The sequence below is a fragment of the Salinibacterium amurskyense genome (assembly GCF_002797685.1).
GTDB lineage: Bacteria > Actinomycetota > Actinomycetes > Actinomycetales > Microbacteriaceae > Rhodoglobus > Rhodoglobus amurskyensis.
Map to the genome: position 1 here is coordinate 270,657 of NZ_PGFH01000002.1, position 18,837 is coordinate 289,493.

The window sequence follows — 18,837 nt, forward strand, 5'->3', positions numbered from 1 at the left end:
TATGTAGAGTGACGATATGACTGACGAACTGATCGCTCGCGCTGCTGCCCGTCTCACGTGGATTCGCTCTCGCATGGCCCTTCTGGCCGACGTGCGCGAGCGGTTCGCCGAGAGCCAGCCCTTCGCCGGCCACCGCATTGGAATGTCTCTTCACCTTGAGCCGAAGACAGCCGTACTTCTCGAAACCCTCGCCGTCGGGGGAGCCGAGATCGTGGCCACCGGCAACCACGGTTCTACCCAAGACGACATCGTCGCCTTCTTGCGCGACCAGGGGATGACCATCTTTGGTGCGCGCGATGACACCCTTGAGCAGCACCACGCCAACGTCGCGAGCGTTGTGGCCGCTGAGCCAGACATCCTTCTCGACAATGGTGCTGATCTTGTCGCAGGCATCGTGGCTGCCGGTCGCGGCGCGCAGATCGTGGGCGGCACCGAAGAAACCACCTCCGGCGGTTACCGCCTGCGCGACGAACTTGCTGATCAGGTGCCGTATCCCGTCATCGTGATCAACGACAGTCCGTTGAAAGCAATTGGTGAGAACAAGCACGCCGTCGGTCAATCGGTGGTGGAAAGCTTTATGCGCATCACGAACCTCATGGTGCCCGGTCGCCGCTTCGTGGTCGCGGGCTACGGCTGGTGCGGTCGCGGAGTCGCCCACTACCTGAGAGCGCTCGGCGGCAAAGTTGCGATCGTCGAAGTCGACGAGATCAAAGCCTTCGAAGCCGCGCTTGACGGCTACCGCGTGGCAAACGTGCTCGACCTTGCCGACTGGGGCGAGGTGTTCATTACGGCTACAGGGCATCCACAAATTCTGGGCGCCGAGTTCTTTGACCGGGTCGCCGATGGTGCCATGCTCGTGAACTGCGGTCACTTCCCGTGGGAGATCGACGTTCCGGCACTGCGGGCGCTGGCCACCGGCAGCACCGAAATCGACACCGCCATCGAGCGCATCGATCTGCCGGGCGAGCGGCACGTCACGCTCATTGCCGACGGCCGCATGATGAACCTTGCTGGCCGCGAGCCCAAGGGCAACTCGATCGAGTCAATGGATCTCGGCTTCCTCTTGCAAGTGCTCTCACTCGAACAGGTTGCCACCGCCACTGACACGCTCGTCGCCGGAGCGCAGCCCGTGCCCGACTCGATCAACCGTGAGATTGCCCGGCGGATGCTCGCCACGATGAAGGCGGATCGCTAGTGTCAAAGGCTCCCGAATACACCGCTCCCGCCCTCGACAAGGGGCTGGACATCCTGGAACTTCTCGCCGCGACCTCCGGCTCGTTGAGCCAATCAGAGATCGCCGAAGCCACCGGTCGCAGCACCGGCCAGATCTTCCGCGTGCTCGCGACGCTGGAGCGACGCGGCTACGTGTTTCGCGACAAGCAGTCGGGGCTTTATGTGCTGGCGATGAAGCTGTTTGAACTGGCTCACCGGCATCCGCCGCTGCGCGGTCTCATCAGCGTCGCACTGCCGATCATGCAGGGGCTCGCTGAAGCAGCGCGCCAGTCATGCAATCTCTCAGTCATTGATGGCACCGAAGTACGGGTCATCGCTCAGGTTGAATCACCAGCAGACTTTGGCTTCCGGGTGCGCGTCGGAGCCGGCTTCGGCATCACGACGACCGCAACGGGTGGGGTGCTATCAGCGCCCGCCGGTCAACGCCCCGAAGCCTCCGTGCACGCCGACAGCTTGCAGCCAGGAATCACGGATGTCGTTGCGCCGATCATCGGAGCCAACGGGCTCGTCGTCGCAGCTCTCACGGTGCCATACGTCGCCACGACCTTCAGCGAAGTCGACCCCGAAAGCGTGCGAAAGCTGACGACAGCAGCGGTGAAAGAAATCTCGAATTTGCTCAGCGAGGAAGCTTTCACAGGATCGTAACGTCATCCAGCGAAGCCACAGGGCGCTTTCAGTGATCGGCACGGTAGATTTGTAGGTATGAACGCCGCTGTTGAGAATTTCGTAATGCCCGGAGGCGGCGCTAGCATCACTGCGCTACCCAAGATCTCCCTGCATGACCACCTTGATGGCGGGCTTCGTCCCCAGACAATCGTGGAGCTGGCTGACGAAATCGGCTACCAACTTCCCGAGAACGACGCTGCGAAACTCACGTCGTGGTTCTCGAGTCAGGCCGACTCCGGTTCTCTCGTCGACTACCTCAAAACGTTCGACGTCACCATCGCCGTCATGCAAACAACTGAGGGCCTCAAGCGCGTCGCGAGCGAATTCGTTCACGACCTCGCCGCCGACGGCGTCATCTACGGCGAAATCCGTTGGGCACCCGAGCAGCACTTGCAGAAGGGGCTCGACCTCGATCAGGTCGTCAGCGCCGTGCAGCAGGGCCTCGAAGAGGGTGTGGATGCCGTGCGCTCAAGCGGCCGCAGCATCCGCGTTGGCCAGCTTCTCAGTTCCATGCGCCAGACCGAGCGCGGCACCGATATCGCCGAGCTCGCGATTCGTCACCGCGACCGCGGCGTCATCGGGTTCGACATTGCCGGCCCCGAAGCGGGATTCCCGCCGAGCCGCATGCGTGGAGCCTTCGACCTGCTCGCGCACAACTACATGCCCGCCACCGTGCACGCGGGTGAAGCGGATGGCCTCGACAGCATCCGTAGCGCCCTTTTTGACGGTCGCGCGCTTCGCCTCGGCCACGGGGTGCGCCTGGCTGAAGACATCACGATCGCGAACGAAGACGACGAGAACACCTACGTCACACTCGGCGATTTGGCGCAGTGGGTCAAGGATCGCGAGATCGCGCTCGAACTGAGCCCCTCGTCGAACCTGCAGACCGGCGCTATCGAGCAGTGGGGCGACGAAATGATCGACCACCCCTTCGACCTGCTGTACCAGCTTGGATTCCGGGTGACGGTCAACACCGACAACCGCCTCATGAGCGCCACGACCCTCAGCCGCGAGCTTGCGTTGCTCACCGAAGCGTTCGGATACGACCTCACCGACCTTGAGGTTTTCCAGATCAATGCTGCTGCGGCAGCGTTCTTGCCCATCGAAGAACGCGACGAGCTTTCCGAGGCAATCAGCGTCGGTTTCGAGAGAGCGTAGTGATGTCACTTCCCCCGCTGCCCGAATCAGCGATTGAAATTGGTGTGGGTGCCAAGGACTGGCGTGCCGCTGTTGCGCTGTCTGGCGAAGCACTCGCGCGTTCTGGAGCGGCCCATCCCGGGTACGCCCACGAGATGATCCGCATGATCGAGGACCACGGCCCCTACGTTGTGATCGCACCCGGCCTGGCCTTGGCGCACGCACGCCCCGGCCCGCAAGTAATTGCGAACGGGCTGTCGATCGTGACACTCAAGGAACCCGTTCGCTTCGGTCACGCGCACAACGACCCGGTTCGTGTCGTTCTCGGCCTTGCCATCACCGAAGCCGGTGCGCATCTCGCCGCGGTTGCTGCCGTCGCGAACATCTTCAACGACTCCTCGGCAATCGACCAGTTGGCTGCCGCAACAACCCCCGCCGAAGTTCAGCGCATTATGGGAGTGACCCCCGAATGAAGATTGTGACCATCTGTGGTGCTGGTATCGGCAGTTCTGGTGTTCTCAAGATCAACGCGGAACGTGCCCTCAAGGCTCTTGACCTCGAAGCGACTGTGGTCGCCGCCGACGTCAGCACCGTGCGCACTGTTGCCGCTGATGCCCAGATCATCCTCACCAGCCAAGAATTCGTTGAAGCGATCGGTAAGACGAACGCCGACGTCATCGTGATCGTGAATCTCTTCGACACGTCTGAACTGGCACAAAAACTCGAGGACGCCCTCGGCTAGACCAAGGACGCCCTCTGAGAGTGTCTGATTGTGCGTAAGCGCTCGCGCTCGCGCTAGCGCTAGCTGAGAAGCTCGCGCATGCCTGCCTCAAGCTGGCTCGCAACGGCTTCTGCGGCAGCCTGCCGTTCGGCGCCGTCGCCTGCCGTGCTGGAGGCATCCACATAGAACTTGAGTTTGGGCTCGGTGCCGCTGGGGCGCACAATCACGCGGGCGCCGCCCTCAATCTGCAAGCGGATGATGTTGCTGGGGGCGAACCCGTCGACGCCGTTCTCGAAGTCATCGAACGATTCGACCGCGAGGCCGCCGACGCTCGTGGGTGCCGCGGCACGCAAGCGCGTCATGGTGTCGCCGATTTCCGAGATCTGAGCGAAGCGCAGTGAGACCTGGCGCGAAGCAAAGGCTCCGAAGCGTGCGGTGAACGCGTCGAGGCGGTCGAGGATCGTCGAGCCTTCGGCTTTGAGTTCGGCCGCCATCGACAGGAAATCGACCGAGGCCGAAATGCCGTCTTTGTCGCGAACCTTGTCGGGGTCGACGAGGTAGCCGAGGGCTTCTTCGTAGCCGAAGATCAGCCCATCGATGCGAGAGATCCACTTGAAACCGGTGAGGGTGTCGGAGTAGTCGAGGCCGTAATCGGCGGCAATGGCGCGCAGGGCAGGAGAGGAGACGATCGACGCGGCGAGCTTTCCCGTTCCATTCGAACGCTCTGCGGCACGCCACCCGAGCAGCATGCCGACTTCGTTTCCGCTCAGGCGGCGCCATTCACCATCACGACCGGGAACGGCGACGGCAAGACGGTCGGCATCCGGGTCATGAGCGATCGCCAGGTCGGCACCAGCTTCGCGAGCTTTCGCGAAGCTGAGATCCATGGCGCCCGGCTCTTCAGGGTTGGGGAAGGCAACGGTGGGGAACGCGGCGTCGGGCTGAGCCTGTTCCTCCACGAGCGCGGGGGCAGGGAGGCCAGCCTTCGCGTACACAGCCTGAGTGGTTTCCCAACCAACACCGTGCATCGCGGTGTACGTGTAAGTGATGTCTTTGACCGGGCCTGCGAGAGCTGCCGTGCGCGCGATGTACTCATCGACAACGCCGTCGTCGGTCGTGACGAAATCGGTTGAACGCGGCAGATCGGCGATTGATCCCTTGGCTACAACATCAATCGCGTGGGCGATGTCGGCGTCGGCGGGGGAGACGATCTGCGAGCCGTGGTTGTCGCCGCCCAGATAGACCTTGTAGCCATTGTCAATCGCCGGGTTATGGCTAGCGGTAACCATCACGCCCGCGCTTACGTTGAGGTGACGAACAGCGAACGCGAGCACAGGTGTCGGCAGCAGGCGTGGCAACAGAATGGCGCGCACTCCGGCACCCGCCATGATCGTGGCGGTATCGCGGGCAAAGACCTCGGAGTTCACCCGCCCGTCGTAGCCGATCACAATGCTGGGGCTCAGCTCGTGGGTGAGCAGGTAGGCGGCAAGTCCCGCAGCCGCCTGAGTGACCAGCACCCGATTCATGCGGTTCGGGCCGGCACCCAATTCGCCGCGCAACCCGGCCGTGCCGAAGGCGAGCCGCGCATCAAAGCGGTCATGGAGGCCAGCGATAGCGGCCTCGTCGCCTTGGGTGGCATCCGTGATCAAGGCTTCGAGCTCGGTGTGCGTAACCGCGTCAGGGTCTTGCTCCAGCCAAGCATTGGCGGCGGCAATCAGTTCGTCGGTGCCAAGGGGTGCTGCACTCATAGGGCGCTCACAATCTGGGCGAGAAGGTTGCTGATCTGCACTTCGGCGTCTTTGCCCGCCTGAATCACTTCTTCGTGGCTGAGGGGAGTGGTCTGGATGCCGGCCGCCAAGTTGGTGATGAGCGACATTCCCAAGATTTCCATGCCAGCCTGGCGCGCCGCGATCGCTTCGAGCGCCGTGGACATTCCCACGATGTGGCCACCCATGGTCTTAGCCATCTGAACTTCGGCGGGAGTCTCGTAGTGCGGGCCGCGGAACTGCGTGTACACACCCTCGTCGAGGCTCGAGTCGATCGACTTCGCGATCTCGCGCAGGCGCTTGCTGTACAGGTCGGTGAGGTCGATGAACGTCGCACCTTCAAGGGGCGAGTCGGCCGTGAGGTTGAGGTGATCGCTGATGAGCACCGGTGTTCCCGGCTTCCACGTCTCCTTGATGCCACCGGCACCGTTGGTAAGAATCATGGTCGTGGCGCCGGTAGCAGCAGCGGTGCGCACGGAGTGAACAACGCGGCGAACGCCGTGGTTCTCGTAGTAGTGGGTGCGTGCGCCGATGACGAGGGCGCGCTTGCCGCTCGGCAACAGGATCGACCGCAGAGTGCCGACGTGGCCTTCAAGCGCCGGCTTGGAGAAACCGGGGATGTCGGAGGCGGGGATCGTGGCAGTAGTTTCGCCGATCAGATCGGCGGCTTTGCCCCAGCCGCTACCGAGCGTGAGGGCAATGTCGTGCTTCTCGACTCCGGTCGCGGCTGCGATTGCGGCAGCGGCTTCCTTAGCGACCTCAAACGGGTCTGCAGTGGGGTCGTCGAGGGGGTTTGTGAGTGGCGACTGTGACATGGCATCCACTCTAAACGCTGGGGCAGTTAACTCACCGAGCGGTTGAGCGCGAATGTGAGCAGCGAAGCGCGCGTGTCGCTGCTGTTGAGCCGCCGATGAGAGCCGCATGCACATCGGTGCGTCGACGGTTTGTCGCTGGGGCAGAACCGCGCGAGAATAAGGGCATGGCCTATGAGTTTGAGCGCACCCAACGAATTGCAGTACTCGGTGGTGGCCCCGGTGGCTACGAAGCAGCCCTTGCGGGTGCCCAGTTGGGAGCCGAAGTAACTCTCGTTGAGCGCGCCGGCGTCGGCGGCTCAGCAGTGCTCACCGATGTGGTGCCCTCGAAGACGCTGATCGCAACGGCAGAAGCGACGAACGCGATTCGGGATGCCGCCGACCTGGGCGTGCAGTTCTACTCACGCTCCGACTCCGGGCGGGCCGTTCGCCCCGACATCACCGTGAACCTTGCTGCCGTCAATGCGCGCCTCATGCGCCTTGCCCAGCAGCAGTCAGACGACATGAAGTCGCAACTGATCAAGGCCGGCGTACGCATCATTGAAGGCGAGGGGCGTCTCGATGGCCCCCAGCGCCTCGTTGTCTCGACCGGCAAGGGTAAGTCGGGCACCGACTTCGACGAAGTGGATGCTGACACCGTCATCGTCTCTGTGGGTGCACGCCCGCGCGTGCTCGACTCCGCTCTGCCCGATGGCAAGCGCATCCTCACGTGGACGCAGCTCTACACACTCGACGAAACCCCCAAGCACCTCATCGTGGTGGGCTCTGGTGTCACCGGTGCCGAGTTCGCTTCGGCCTACACCGCGCTCGGTGCCAAAGTCACTTTGATTTCCTCCCGCGATCGCGTACTTCCGGGGGAAGACGAAGATGCCGCCCGCGTGATTGAAGACGTTTTCAAGCGCAACGGCATGACCGTTCTTTCCAAGTCGCGCGCCGAATCCGTGAAGACCACCAAGGATGGCGTCATCGCGACGCTCAGCGACGGACGCACCGTAGAGGGCTCGCACTGCCTCATGGCCGTCGGCTCATTGCCGAACACCGAAGGTCTTGGCCTCGAAGAGGCTGGCGTACAGCTGACCGAATCCGGCCACATCCGCGTCAATCGCGTTGCCCGCACCTCGATGCCGTCGATCTATGCGGCCGGTGACTGCTCAGACTTCTTCCCGCTCGCCTCGGTCGCCGCAATGCAGGGCCGCACTGCGGTGTTCCACGCCATGGGCGACGGCGTTACGCCGATCGAACTGCGCAACGTGGCATCCAACATCTTCACTCAGCCCGAGATTGCCACCGTCGGCTGGTCGCAAAAGCAGATCGAAGACGGCCTCGCTCAGGGCACCATCTACAAGCTGCCGCTGGCCTCCAACCCGCGCGCCAAGATGATGGGCATCAAGGACGGCTTCGTGAAGCTCTTTGCTCGCACCGGCTCTGGCACCGTTATCGGTGGCGTCGTCGTGGCGCCGAATGCTTCTGAGCTCATCATCTCGATGGCGCTCGCAGTAGAGCACCGCCTCACGGTCGACCAGATTGCCCGCGCTTTTTCCGTGTACCCGTCACTGACAGGCAGCATTACGGATGCCGCACGCGCCATGCACGTCGTTCACTAGCCCGCGGTCGCTGGCTCTGCCGCGCTCTGGCGTTCTTGGAAGGCTAGCTCTTCGGCTGACGCTGCTCCTTCTTTCAGCTCCATGACGTGTTCAACGAGCTTCGTGGCGGTCTGTTCATCGATCACGAGGTCGGTGATGACGCCCGCCCGCAGTGCTGCGAGCAGCGGAACGACCTTGTTATCGCCGGCCACGCCACAGATGCGGCGGGGGATCGCACGCAGTTCTGCCGGGGTGGGGCCGGTTGCACGTGCGTTCATCGAGAGGTCTTCGTAGCTGCCATCTTCGCGAAGGAAGATGGTGCACACGTCGCCCACAATGCCTTCGCTGTCGAGCGTTTCGATGTCGCCCGCTTCGAGGTAGCCGGCGGAGTAGACGTGGCTGGGCACTTCACCGGCGATGGCGCCGATCGAGAAGAGCGCAATATCCGCGCGACGCTGGTACTCAAGCACGCGCACAATTGACCGCTCTGACCACATGGCATTGCGTGTTTCGGCGTAATCGAAGAACGCCGGCACTGGGAATAAGTGCACTTGGGCGTCGAACGCGTCGCCAAAGTTGGCGATGAGGTTGCCGGCATATTCCACGCCCGAGGTGCGAACGTTAGCCGCTCCATTGAGCTGCACGACGGCGCTTCCGCGGGTGGGTTTCTTGCCCAAATGGCGCGAGATCGCGGCCAACGTGGTGCCCCAGGCCACGCCCATGATCATGTCGGAATCGAACCAGCCGGTGACCATTCGAGCGGTGGCTTTCGCTACCTGCTCGAGCCGTTCTGTCTCGTCGGCAAGGTCAGCGACGGGCACGACATGGGTGGCGATTCCGAAGCACGTTTCGATCTTTTTGGCCAGACCCGGGCCCCGCGTGGGAGTGGGACGAAGCGTGATTTCTACGAGGCCGCTATCGCGGGCATCCCGCAGCAATCGGGACACGCTTGAGCGGGACATATGTAGGTGGTTCGCAATGGTGTCCATCTTGATGTCTTGCAAGTAGTACATCGACGATGCGGCCAGCATTGCCTCTTCGCGTTCCATAACGTCCATCCTTGCACGTTCGTGCAGATGTGCTGCTCAGTTTGTCATTGACCCTAGCTAGCGTAATACGCTGCTGAGCAGTGGATCATCCCAGAAGATTCACAGCCGCCCTCGGCGGTAACCACCACCACACGATAGAAGAGCAGTGTTCATGGCTGACCAGTCCCTCACCCGCGAAACCCGCGACAGCGCCATCCAGCGTCTTATGGAGAGCGCAGAGCCGGGGCGTGAACTTGACGTTCTCGTCATCGGTGGTGGAATTACCGGCGCCGGAATTGCTCTGGATGCCGCCACGCGCGGTCTCGACACCGTCGTTGTTGAGTCCCAAGACTGGGCCGCCGGCTCTTCCAGCCGCGCCAGCAAGCTCATCCACGGCGGGCTTCGCTACCTGCAGATGCTCGACTTCAAGCTCGTGCACGAAGCACTCACCGAGCGCGACCTGTTGCTCAACAACGTGGCACCGCACCTCGTGCGTCCGCTGCCGTTCCTCTACCCGCTGCGTCACCACGTGTGGGAGCGCGCTTTCGTCGGCGCCGGAATTGCTCTCTACGACTTCCTCGCTTCGGTTACCGTCAAGAGCACTTCGGGCAAGCGCAGCGTTCCGTGGCACCGCCACATGTCGCGCAAGCAGCTCGCTGCTCGCTTCCCCGGTCTCGCTCACGATGCCGCTGTCGGCGCGATCGAATACTGGGACGCCAACGTCGATGATGCTCGCTACGTCGTGAGCGTCATCCGCACCGCCTCGGCTCACGGCGCAGGCGCCGCTACCCGCATGCAGGTCGTCGAGATCACGAAGAACGATGAGGGTGTCGTCAACGGCGCCGTCATGGTTGACCTCGAAACGGGAAAGACATTCCCCGTTCGCGCCAAGGCCGTCATCAACTCCACCGGCGTCTGGACCGGCGAGACTCAAGCCCTCGCCCACGAAAGCGGCGGACTCAAAGTTCTGGCCTCCAAGGGCATCCACATTGTTGTTCCTCGCGAACGCATCAAGGGTGAAGCCGGCCTGATCCTGCAAACTTCCAAGAGCGTGCTCTTCGTGATTCCCTGGTCACGCTATTGGGTCATCGGCACCACTGACACTCCGTGGAAAGAGAACCTTCTCAACCCTGCGGCAACCGCCGATGACATTGACTACGTCATTGCTGAAGCCAACGCAGTGCTCGCAAACCCCATCGACCGCACCGACGTTATCGGCACCTGGGCGGGACTTCGCCCCTTGCTGCAGCCGGGCACGATGGAAGGCACAAACTCGGCCAAGGTCTCGCGAGAGCACACTGTTGCGTCGCCCATCCCGGGCCTCACGGTTATCGCTGGTGGAAAGTTCACCACGTACCGCGTGATGGCGAAGGATGCCGTTGACTTCGCGATCGGTAAGGACGCGGCCAAGGCCAACCCTTCAACCACCGAAACTGTCGCACTGTTGGGCGCTGAAGGACTCGAGGAAGCAACCGCCGGTGCTGCGGCACTCGGAGCGAAGTTCGGCTGGAGCGATCAGATGATCGACCACCTGCTGCACCGTTACGGCGCGAAGATCTCCGAGATCGCCGCCATCGCTGAGGCCGAGCCTGAGATGGCCAAGCCGCTGGCGCAGGCCTCCGCTTACCTCCGTGCCGAAATCGCCTACGCGATCACCCACGAAGGTGCCCTGCACCTCGAAGACCTCATGGTTCGTCGCACCCGCATGAACTACGAGTACCTCAACGAGGCAATGGCCGCTGTACCCGAGGTGGCAGAAATTGCCGCGAAGCTTCTCGGCTGGGATGAGCAGACCACCGCTCACGAAGTCGCTGTCTACACCCAGATGGCGGAGGCCGTAGCAGCTGCTGCGCTCACCCGCGATGACGAAAGCGCATCCGACGTGCGCGAAGCAGCACCGCAGATCGTGCCGCTTGTGACCCCCGCAGCACTCGAAACAAAGTAACCGAACTACTGGATTTGGGCGCGCAAGCGCCTCACGAAGTACAGACGATCAATGGAGATACGCCGACGATGACACAGTACATACTGTCGATTGACCAAGGAACGACGAGCTCACGCTCGATCATCTTTGATCACGACGCGCGTATCGTTTCGAGCGGTCAGCTCGAGCACGAACAGATTTTCCCTCGTGCCGGTTGGGTCGAACACGACCCGATGGAGATCTGGGACAACGTTCGAGAGACCGTCGGGCTGTCGCTCTCGCGGGCCAACCTGACCTACCAAGACATTGGCGCCGTCGGCATCACCAATCAGCGTGAAACCACGGTGGTGTGGAACAAGACCACGGGCCTTCCGGTCACGAATGCGATCGTTTGGCAAGACACTCGTACCCAGCACATCATTACCGAGCTTGCGGGCTCCGAGGGTCTCGAAAAGTACAAGGCCATCACAGGACTGCCGCTGGCACCGTACTTCGCCGGCCCCAAAGTCACGTGGATCTTGCGCTACGTCGACGGAGCTCAAGAAGCCGCTGACCGCGGCGAGCTACTCTTCGGCACGATCGACACCTGGCTGCTCTGGAACCTCACCGGCGGTGTCGATGGGGGAGTGCACGCGACCGACGTGACCAACGCCTCCCGCACCATGCTCATGGATCTCGACACTCTCCAGTGGCGCGAAGACATCGCAGCAGACATGGGTATTCCGATGTCGATGCTGCCCGAGATTCGCTCCTCCAGCGAGATCTTCGGCCACTGCCGCGACCACGGTTCGCTGCCCGGAGTGCCCATCGCGGGCATCCTCGGCGACCAGCAGGCGGCGACGTTCGGCCAGGCCTGCTTTAGCGAGGGAATGGCCAAGAACACGTACGGCACCGGCAACTTCTTGCTGTTGAACACCGGCAACAAGCGCGTTCACAGCAACAACGGCCTGCTCACTACGGTCTGCTACAAGATCGGCGACGCCGCTCCCGTGTACGCCCTCGAGGGTTCGATCGCTGTCACGGGATCGCTCATCCAGTGGCTGCGCGACAACCTCGGCATGTTCTCCGACGCTCCCGATGTCGAGCGCCTCGCTCTCGAAGTCGAAGACAACGGTGGCGCCTACTTCGTGCCCGCCTTCTCCGGACTCTTCGCCCCCTACTGGCGACCGGATGCTCGGGGAGCTCTCCTCGGACTCACCCGTTACGTCACCAAGAACCACATCGCTCGTGCAGCGCTCGAAGCCACCGCGTACCAAACGCGCGAGGTCATGGACGCCATGAATGCGGATGCCGGAGTCGACCTCGCGGAACTCCGCGTCGACGGCGGCATGGTGGCCAATGAACTTCTCATGCAGTTTCAGGCTGATCAGCTGGGCGTGGACGTCATCCGCCCCCGCATCACCGAAACCACCGCTCTCGGCGCAGCATTCGCGGCCGGCATCGCGGTCGAGTTTTGGGGCAGCGAGCACGACGTGCTCTCCACCTGGAACGAAGACAAGAGGTGGAAGCCGCAAATGGCTCGCCTCGAGAGAGATCAGCTTTACCGCAACTGGAAAAAGGCGGTAACCAAGACCATGGGCTGGGTTGATGAGGACGTGGAGACCTGATCTGCCTGATTTACCCATGACGGGCGTGCTGTCAGTCACGTCCATAACCACACAGCAATCGATACCCACGAAGGGGTAGGGAATCAATGAAAACCTCGTTAGTAAAGAGGAACAGCTTCTGGCTCGTTCTCTCGCTAGTCATGATGTTGGTCACATCCATCGGTGCGTCCATCGTTCAAACCGGTGCAGGCTCAATCAGCGTGAAGGACATGCGCTGGGAGACCTCGTCGGGCCAGATGATGAGCGCGCTGCTCTTCAAGCCTGACACGGCAACCGTCGACAACAAGGTTCCGGCCATCGTGGTGAGCCACGGCTGGTGGAACAACCGCGAAATGCAAGACGCCAACTACGTTGAGCTTGCACGTCGTGGCTACGTCGTCGTGTCAATCGACATGTACGGTCACGGAAACTCCTCACCGTTGACCCCTGACGTCACGCTCGGCGGAACCGGTATGTACGACGCTGTGAAGCTCGTCGCCGACTTCCCCTACGTTGACACCGACAAGATTGGTGTGAGCGGTCACTCGAACGGTGCACGCGCAGCAAACTTCTCGACCGTGATCGACAACGCCGCTGACGAACAGCTCATCTCGGCCATCCTGCTCGTCGACAACGACGCTGTCTACACGGATGCCGAAGCTGAGAACGCGTACTTCAACCTCTACGGTGCCCGCGATGTCGGAATCGTTGCTGACCAGTACGACGAGTTCTTCTTCCGCAGCTACAGCCCCGAGGGCGAAGTTCTCACGCCGCCGCGCGAGTACATCGGAACCCCGAACGCACAGTCGTTCCTCCACTTCGGTGCAAACCCGGAAGAGGTTTCCTCTGACGTTCGCGAAGCGAGCGAGTTCTACACCGACTCTGTCGACGGTGAGGATGCTCTCCGCATCGTCTACACGCCAGCAGAGAACCACCCGTGGGGAACCATCTCCAAGACGACAGTCGGCAGCCAGATCGAGTTCTTCCAAGAAGCATTCGGCGCTCCCAACGAGATCGCAGCCGGTTCGCAGGTGTGGCAGGTCAAGGAGACCTTCACGCTCTTCGGACTGATCGGCTTCGGAATCTTCCTCGTCGCCTTCACGCGTGCACTGCTCTCGACCCGCGCGTTCGCTGGACTGCGCGCTCCTGCTGCAGCAGTAGTGCCCGCAACCCGTAAGGGACTCGCCTGGTTCTGGGGCGGACTGGTTGTTTCGGCAATCATCTCCGGTTGGAGCTGGTTGATCCTCGCTAACACCCCGTGGGTGGGCGCGATCGCGTTCAACGCTGTTCAGTTCTTCATGCCTCAGGGCGCCGTGTTCTTCGTAGCCTTCTGGGCCGCGGTCAACGCGATTGCCGCGATCATCATCATGGTGATCTCGTACCTTATCTTCGGACGCAAGAACGGTCTCGACCTTCGCGCATCCGGAGTACTGCCTGGCTGGAAGAAGTTCTTCCACGGCCTCGGTCTGTCGTTTGTCGTCGTTGTTTCGGCCTACGCGATCGTCTTCGTGCTCGACTACTTCTTCAAGACGGACTTCCGCTGGTGGGTCGTCGCCGTCAAGGCCTTCACGCCTGACAAGGTCGGCATTGCGCTCATGTACCTGCCGCTCTTCGCGATCTACTTCGTTGCGAACTCGGTTGCGGTCAACGCCTTCAACCGCTTCTCCATCCGCGGCAAGGAGTGGATCAACACGGCACTGCTCGCGTTCTTCAACGCTCTGGCACCCATTGTTCTCGTCGTTGCTCAGTACACCAACTTCTTCACCACGGGGTACACGATCGACGGCTTCGGCGGAATCTTCAGCATCTGGCTCTACCCGGTCATCCTCATCCTGGCCGTAACCGCAGTCATCTCGCGCAAGATTTACCGTGAGACGAACAACCCGTACATCGCCGGCTTCATCAACGCGGCAATCGTTACCCTCATCTCGGTAACGAACACGCTCACCGCAGCGTAAGTACACCCTCTCCGATCAACTGATCGGCTCCAGCAGCGCCCCGGTCTCCATCTCGACCGGGGCGCTGTTGTGTGCGGAGCCCGCGTGCCCGTGGGACAAGTACGGGCGGTGCGGCATCCGCTATTTCGGCGGGCGATGCTCTGTCGCCCGCCGAAAGCCAGATTGTTTAGGCGACGACGGTGATGTCCACGGTGCGGCTGTCGTCGGTGGTCACAGCGTGAACGGGCCCCGTGATCGTGACTGTTCCGAGAGCCGCGGCTTCGGTCTCGCAGTCGCTGCCGAGCCACAACCGCACGTCGCCGGGCTCAATGATGCGCGTCATGCTGCGATCGCTGAACGCGATGCGGGTGGTGGGGATGCTCATCGAGAGAGTTCGTGACTCTCCCGGCTGAAGCGTCACTCGAGTAAACGCGATCAACTGACGCATGGGCCGGGTAACGGAACCCACGACATCGTTGGCGTACACCTGAATGACGTCGTCACCTTCGCGGGTGCCCGTGTTGGTCACTGTGAAGTGGATGTCGAACCTGCCGTCGGCCGCAATCGTCTCGGAGTCGATGCCCGCCTCCGAATAGCTAAAGCTCGTGTAGCTGAGCCCGAAGCCGAAGGGGAAGGCGGGGGCCGTGGTGAGGTTCGAGACTTCGCTCGGTTCACCGAGTCGCGGGTGAAGGTAGGAGTACGGTTGCGACCCTGCTGAGCGCGGCACCGACACCGCGAGTCGGCCCGCGGGGTTGAGGCGACCGGCAATCGCACCGCTGATCGCGGCGGCGCCCTCTTCGCCGGGGAAGAATGCTTGAATGATGGCTGCTCCGCGAGCTGCCGCCCAGTCGATGGCATAGGGGCGACCGGAAATGACCACGAGAACAACGGGAGTTCCGGAGTCGAGCACGGCCTCGACGAGCTGACGCTGCACCCCGGGAAGCTCAAGCGAGTCGCGGTCACAGCCCTCACCCACGGTGCCGCGGCCGAAGAGACCAGCGTGATCACCGACAGCAATCACCGCGACCCCGGCGGTTTTCGCCAGCTCAACAGCCTCGGCAATCTGTGAGGTGTCATCGTCATCCACGGCACAACCCGGCGCGAAACCGAGCACCGAACTGAAGTCGTGGTTGAGGCTCTCGAACAGCGTCGCGGCCTCGAAACCCATCTCGACCTCCGGGTGACGCTCGAGTACATGGTTGACGAAGGAGTAGCAGCCGAACAGGGCGGCGGTGCGGTGCGCGTTGGGTCCCAGCACGGCGATCTGAGCATCCGGAGCTAACGGCAGAATGCCTCCGTCGCTCAGTAGTGTGACCGACTTCTCCGCGATGGTTGCGGCGATCGCACGGTGATGCGGCGGGTCAAGGTCGATCTCGTCGTCATCCGCGTCTACCGAGAATGCGGCGGATTCGGGGTCAAGCAGGCCGAGCTGCTGCTTCTGTATGAGAACTCGGCGCAGCGCTCGATCGACGAGCGCGCTGTCGACCTCACCGCTGCGCACCTTCTTGGCGAGCGGTGCCAAGAAAGCCTTCCCCGTAGGCAGTTCGATATCGACACCGGCGGCCAAAGCTTGGGCGGCCGCGTCGCCAAGATCACTCGCAACCTGGTGCAGTGATTCGAGAAACGCGACGCCAAAGTAGTCGGCGACCACAGTGCCCTCAAAGCCCCAACGGTCGCGCAGAAGGTCAGTCAAGAGAGTGGGGTCGGATGCGACAGGCACGCCGTCAATTTCGGCGTACGAGTGCATGACCGAGCCCACCCCCGCATCCAGCACCGCCATCTCAAAAGGAACAAGCAGCACGTCGGCGACTTCGCGCGGACCGGCATAGACGGGAGCCAGGTTGCGCCCCGCCCGTGAGTTCGAGTACCCGACAAAGTGTTTGAGGGTGGCGATGACACCCGTGGATTGCAGCCCGCGGACGTAGGCGGAACCGAGTTCTCCCACGACGAAGGGGTCTTCGGCGATGCACTCTTCAACGCGGCCCCAACGCACATCGCGGATCACATCGAGCACGGGAGCGAGCCCCTGGTGCACCCCGAGCTTCGCCATGCTTTCGCCTATGGCGTGCCCCATCTCCTCGATGAGATCAGGGTCGAAAGTCGCGCCCCACGCCAAAGGTGTAGGGAACGTGGTGGCTTGCCACGCAGCAAGACCAGTCAGGCACTCTTCGTGCGCAATCGCAGGGATGCCGAGGCGGGTGTTGTCGCGCAGCCAACGTTGGGTGCGGCCGAGTGCCGACCGGCCAGCACTCGGGCTGACGGGTACCGTGCCGAACACACGAGTGAGGTGGCCGAGGCCGTTCTTCGAGAACTCGTTAAAGTCGTCGGCGCCATCATCTTGCGCGCTTTGCATCGGGGCAACACTTTGGCCATCGACGCCGGCCCCGACCCAAATGCCAACGAGTTGGGCGAGCTTTTCTTCGAGAGTCATCTGCGCAATGAGGTGCTCGACCTGATCATTCGTTTCGGGAAAATCAGATAGTGCAGTAGTGGAGAGAGTCATTTTTTCTTTCTGGGTGGAAGCGAAGGGGAGCTGAGGCAGGTCAAGGCTTAGCCCTTGAACGCGCCATCCATGACACCGGCAACCATCTTGCGACCGACGAAAATGAACAGGATCAGCAGTGGAATCGTCGCGAGGAATGACCCGGACATGGCGAGGCCGTAGTCAACGAAGTACTGCCGTTGCAGCGCCTTGATGGCCAATTGCACCGTGTAGTTCTCGGGCGACTGGATCACGATGAGGGGCCAGAGGAAGTCGTTCCACGCTGTGACGAACGCCAACAGGCCCAACACGAAGGCAGCCGAGCGCACGAGGGGAAATGCGATGCGCCAATAGATCTGCCAAGTGCTGCACCCGTCGATTCGTGCCGCCTGCATGAGCTCGTTGTTGAGAACGCTCGCCAAGTGCTGGCGCATCCAGAAAATACCGAACGCACTCGCCATACCGGGCACGATGAGCGCCTGCAGCGAATCGATCCAGTCGAGGTTCGACATGATCATGTAGAGCGGGATAACCGCGAGTTGAGTGGGAACCATCATCGTGATGAGCACCACGATAAAGAGGGGATCCCGGCCGCGAAACTGCAGCTTCGCAAACGCGAAGCCAGCGAGAGTGCACAGCACCATTTGGGCAAGAGCGATGCTTCCCGCCACGACGAACGAGTTCACGAGGCTCTGCACGAACGGAACGGTCGTGAAAACCTGCTCGGCGAGGGCGAAGAAGTTGCCACCGGGAAGAACTGTTGGAGGCATTTGCGAGACCGCAGCCGAGTCGTTGGTGGAGACGACGAACATCCAATAGAGCGGGAAGGCGCTCATGAAAACCGAGGCGATGAGGAACGCGTAGGTCCACCAGCGAACGCGGCCGACGAATGCACGCTTGAGCGGGCGGCCGGTGGGTCGGATGACAGGGGCGGCGTTTGAAGAGTGAGTAGTCATGATGGCGTCCTTATTCGTCTGAGGTGATGCGACGAGAGAGCAAGTAGTTGATGACGGAGAACACGACGATCAAAGCGAACAGCGTCACTCCGATGGCCGAGCCGTAACCGAACTTGAAATCTCCGAAGCCTTGCTCGTACATGAACAGGCTCAGGGTCTGGAACTGACGCCCAGCACCACCGGTGAGGCCCGGGGAGGAAAGCAGTAGAGGCTCGGTGAAGATTTGCAGGCCACCAATCGTCGACACGATCACCGTGAAGATGATGACTGGGCGAAGCGAGGGGATCGTGACAAAAATGAACTGCTTGAAGCCACCGGCACCGTCGATCGCCGCCGCCTCGTAGACGTCTTTCGGAATGGCCTGGAGCGCCGCGAGATAGATGAGGGTGTTGTAACCGAACCAGCGCCAAAGCACCATGGTGGAGACCATGATGTGGCTCGCGAAGGTGTTCGCTGCGAAGTCAATCGACTCGATCCCGAAGAGATTGAGGAAGCTGTTAATGAGGCCGTAGTCGCGGCCGAAGAGCGACGCGAAGACGATCGTGGTCGCCACCACCGAGGTGATGTACGGAACGAGCATCGTCATCCGAAAGAGGTTCGCGAACTTCAACCGCGCATTGTTGAGCAACTGGGCGAGGAACAGCGCGAGCAGAAGCTGCGGCACCGTCGAGAGAATCCAGATGCTGAAGGTGTTGCGCATCGCATTCCAGAACCGTTCGTCGCCATACAGGGTGACGAAGTTCTCGAAGCCAATGAAGGTTTGGCCGCCGATCGGGTTCCAGTCAAAGAGAGCGACGTAGAACGTGAAGACGGTAGGGAACAGGCCGAACACAGCGAACAGGGCGAAGAACGGCGCGATGTACATGTAGGGCGCGAAGGCGTCCATGCGCGACGCCGACCTGATGCGACGTCGAGGCTTCGGAGCGGTGCTCTTCGTGAGTCGACGAACAGAGGTCGAGCGGGGAGAGGTTGAACGGGGAGGGGCAGACAAAACCATGGCGAACTC

The 18,837-nt window shown here is 61.8% G+C and carries 15 protein-coding genes; 9 read left to right on the top strand and 6 right to left on the bottom strand.

From position 1 onward, the window contains the following. Positions 1–16: 16 nt before the first annotated feature. Genes CLV85_RS10460 through CLV85_RS10480 form a run of 5 tightly spaced genes read left to right on the top strand, consistent with a single transcriptional unit; the run spans position 17 to position 3,778 of the window. Positions 17–1,195 (top strand): adenosylhomocysteinase, encoded by a 1,179-nt coding sequence (locus tag CLV85_RS10460; RefSeq protein WP_100389570.1) that lies wholly within the window; start codon positions 17–19, stop codon positions 1,193–1,195. Next, positions 1,195–1,878 (top strand): IclR family transcriptional regulator, encoded by a 684-nt coding sequence (locus tag CLV85_RS10465; RefSeq protein WP_100389571.1) that lies wholly within the window; start codon positions 1,195–1,197, stop codon positions 1,876–1,878. Before CLV85_RS10460 ends, CLV85_RS10465 begins: the two co-directional genes overlap by 1 nt. Before the next feature lie 57 nt (positions 1,879–1,935). Further along, a complete protein-coding gene (locus CLV85_RS10470) occupies positions 1,936–3,057 on the top strand; it encodes an adenosine deaminase (RefSeq protein ID WP_100389572.1) in 1,122 nt (373 codons plus the stop codon). A gap of 2 nt (positions 3,058–3,059) precedes the next feature. Continuing rightward, entirely contained in the window at positions 3,060–3,509 is a 450-nt protein-coding gene (locus CLV85_RS10475; RefSeq protein ID WP_100389573.1) for a PTS sugar transporter subunit IIA, read from the top strand. Then, a complete protein-coding gene (locus CLV85_RS10480) occupies positions 3,506–3,778 on the top strand; it encodes a PTS sugar transporter subunit IIB (protein WP_100389574.1) in 273 nt (90 codons plus the stop codon). The genes CLV85_RS10475 and CLV85_RS10480 overlap by 4 nt, the downstream gene beginning before the upstream one ends. 59 nt (positions 3,779–3,837) lie before the next feature. On the opposite strand, the gene CLV85_RS10485 is transcribed toward CLV85_RS10480, so the two are convergent. Both CLV85_RS10485 and CLV85_RS10490 read right to left on the bottom strand, forming a co-directional pair. Beyond that, complete coding sequence (locus tag CLV85_RS10485) at positions 3,838–5,505, bottom strand: phospho-sugar mutase (protein WP_100389575.1); 1,668 nt, start codon at positions 5,503–5,505, stop codon at positions 3,838–3,840. Continuing rightward, on the bottom strand, positions 5,502–6,338 hold the full coding sequence (locus CLV85_RS10490) for a purine-nucleoside phosphorylase (protein WP_100389576.1): 837 nt from the start codon (positions 6,336–6,338) through the stop codon (positions 5,502–5,504). The genes CLV85_RS10485 and CLV85_RS10490 overlap by 4 nt, the downstream gene beginning before the upstream one ends. Before the next feature lie 164 nt (positions 6,339–6,502). Here CLV85_RS10490 and CLV85_RS10495 point away from each other — a divergent pair, with 164 nt between their 5' ends. Then, positions 6,503–7,939 (top strand): NAD(P)H-quinone dehydrogenase, encoded by a 1,437-nt coding sequence (locus CLV85_RS10495; protein WP_100389577.1) that lies wholly within the window; start codon positions 6,503–6,505, stop codon positions 7,937–7,939. Here the strand turns inward: CLV85_RS10495 and CLV85_RS10500 are convergent. Beyond that, a complete protein-coding gene (locus tag CLV85_RS10500) occupies positions 7,936–8,967 on the bottom strand; it encodes a sugar-binding transcriptional regulator (protein WP_100389578.1) in 1,032 nt (343 codons plus the stop codon). The genes CLV85_RS10495 and CLV85_RS10500 overlap by 4 nt on opposite strands. A 151-nt stretch (positions 8,968–9,118) precedes the next feature. On the opposite strand from CLV85_RS10500, the gene CLV85_RS10505 reads away from it, so the two are divergent. The 3 genes from CLV85_RS10505 to CLV85_RS10515 all read left to right on the top strand — a co-directional run bounded on the left by CLV85_RS10505 (position 9,119) and on the right by CLV85_RS10515 (position 14,414). Next, positions 9,119–10,891: a glycerol-3-phosphate dehydrogenase/oxidase gene (locus CLV85_RS10505; RefSeq protein WP_100389879.1), complete on the top strand. Its 1,773-nt coding sequence runs from the start codon at positions 9,119–9,121 to the stop codon at positions 10,889–10,891. A 68-nt stretch (positions 10,892–10,959) separates the two neighbouring features. Further along, positions 10,960–12,477, top strand: coding sequence for a glycerol kinase GlpK (gene glpK / locus CLV85_RS10510; protein WP_100389579.1), 1,518 nt, complete (start codon positions 10,960–10,962; stop codon positions 12,475–12,477). 86 nt (positions 12,478–12,563) lie between these two features. Then, complete coding sequence (locus CLV85_RS10515; RefSeq protein WP_100389580.1) at positions 12,564–14,414, top strand: alpha/beta hydrolase family protein; 1,851 nt, start codon at positions 12,564–12,566, stop codon at positions 14,412–14,414. Positions 14,415–14,580: 166 nt separating this feature from the next. Here CLV85_RS10515 and CLV85_RS10520 read toward each other — a convergent pair whose 3' ends face one another. From CLV85_RS10520 to CLV85_RS10530, 3 genes are read right to left on the bottom strand one after another with little or no spacing between them, the layout of a single operon-like run. Then, entirely contained in the window at positions 14,581–16,896 is a 2,316-nt protein-coding gene (locus CLV85_RS10520; protein WP_100389581.1) for a beta-xylosidase/alpha-l-arabinosidase, read from the bottom strand. A gap of 47 nt (positions 16,897–16,943) precedes the next feature. Beyond that, entirely contained in the window at positions 16,944–17,831 is an 888-nt protein-coding gene (locus tag CLV85_RS10525) for a carbohydrate ABC transporter permease (protein WP_100389582.1), read from the bottom strand. Positions 17,832–17,841: 10 nt separating this feature from the next. Beyond that, positions 17,842–18,828 (bottom strand): carbohydrate ABC transporter permease, encoded by a 987-nt coding sequence (locus tag CLV85_RS10530; protein WP_100389583.1) that lies wholly within the window; start codon positions 18,826–18,828, stop codon positions 17,842–17,844. Positions 18,829–18,837: the final 9 nt, after the last annotated feature.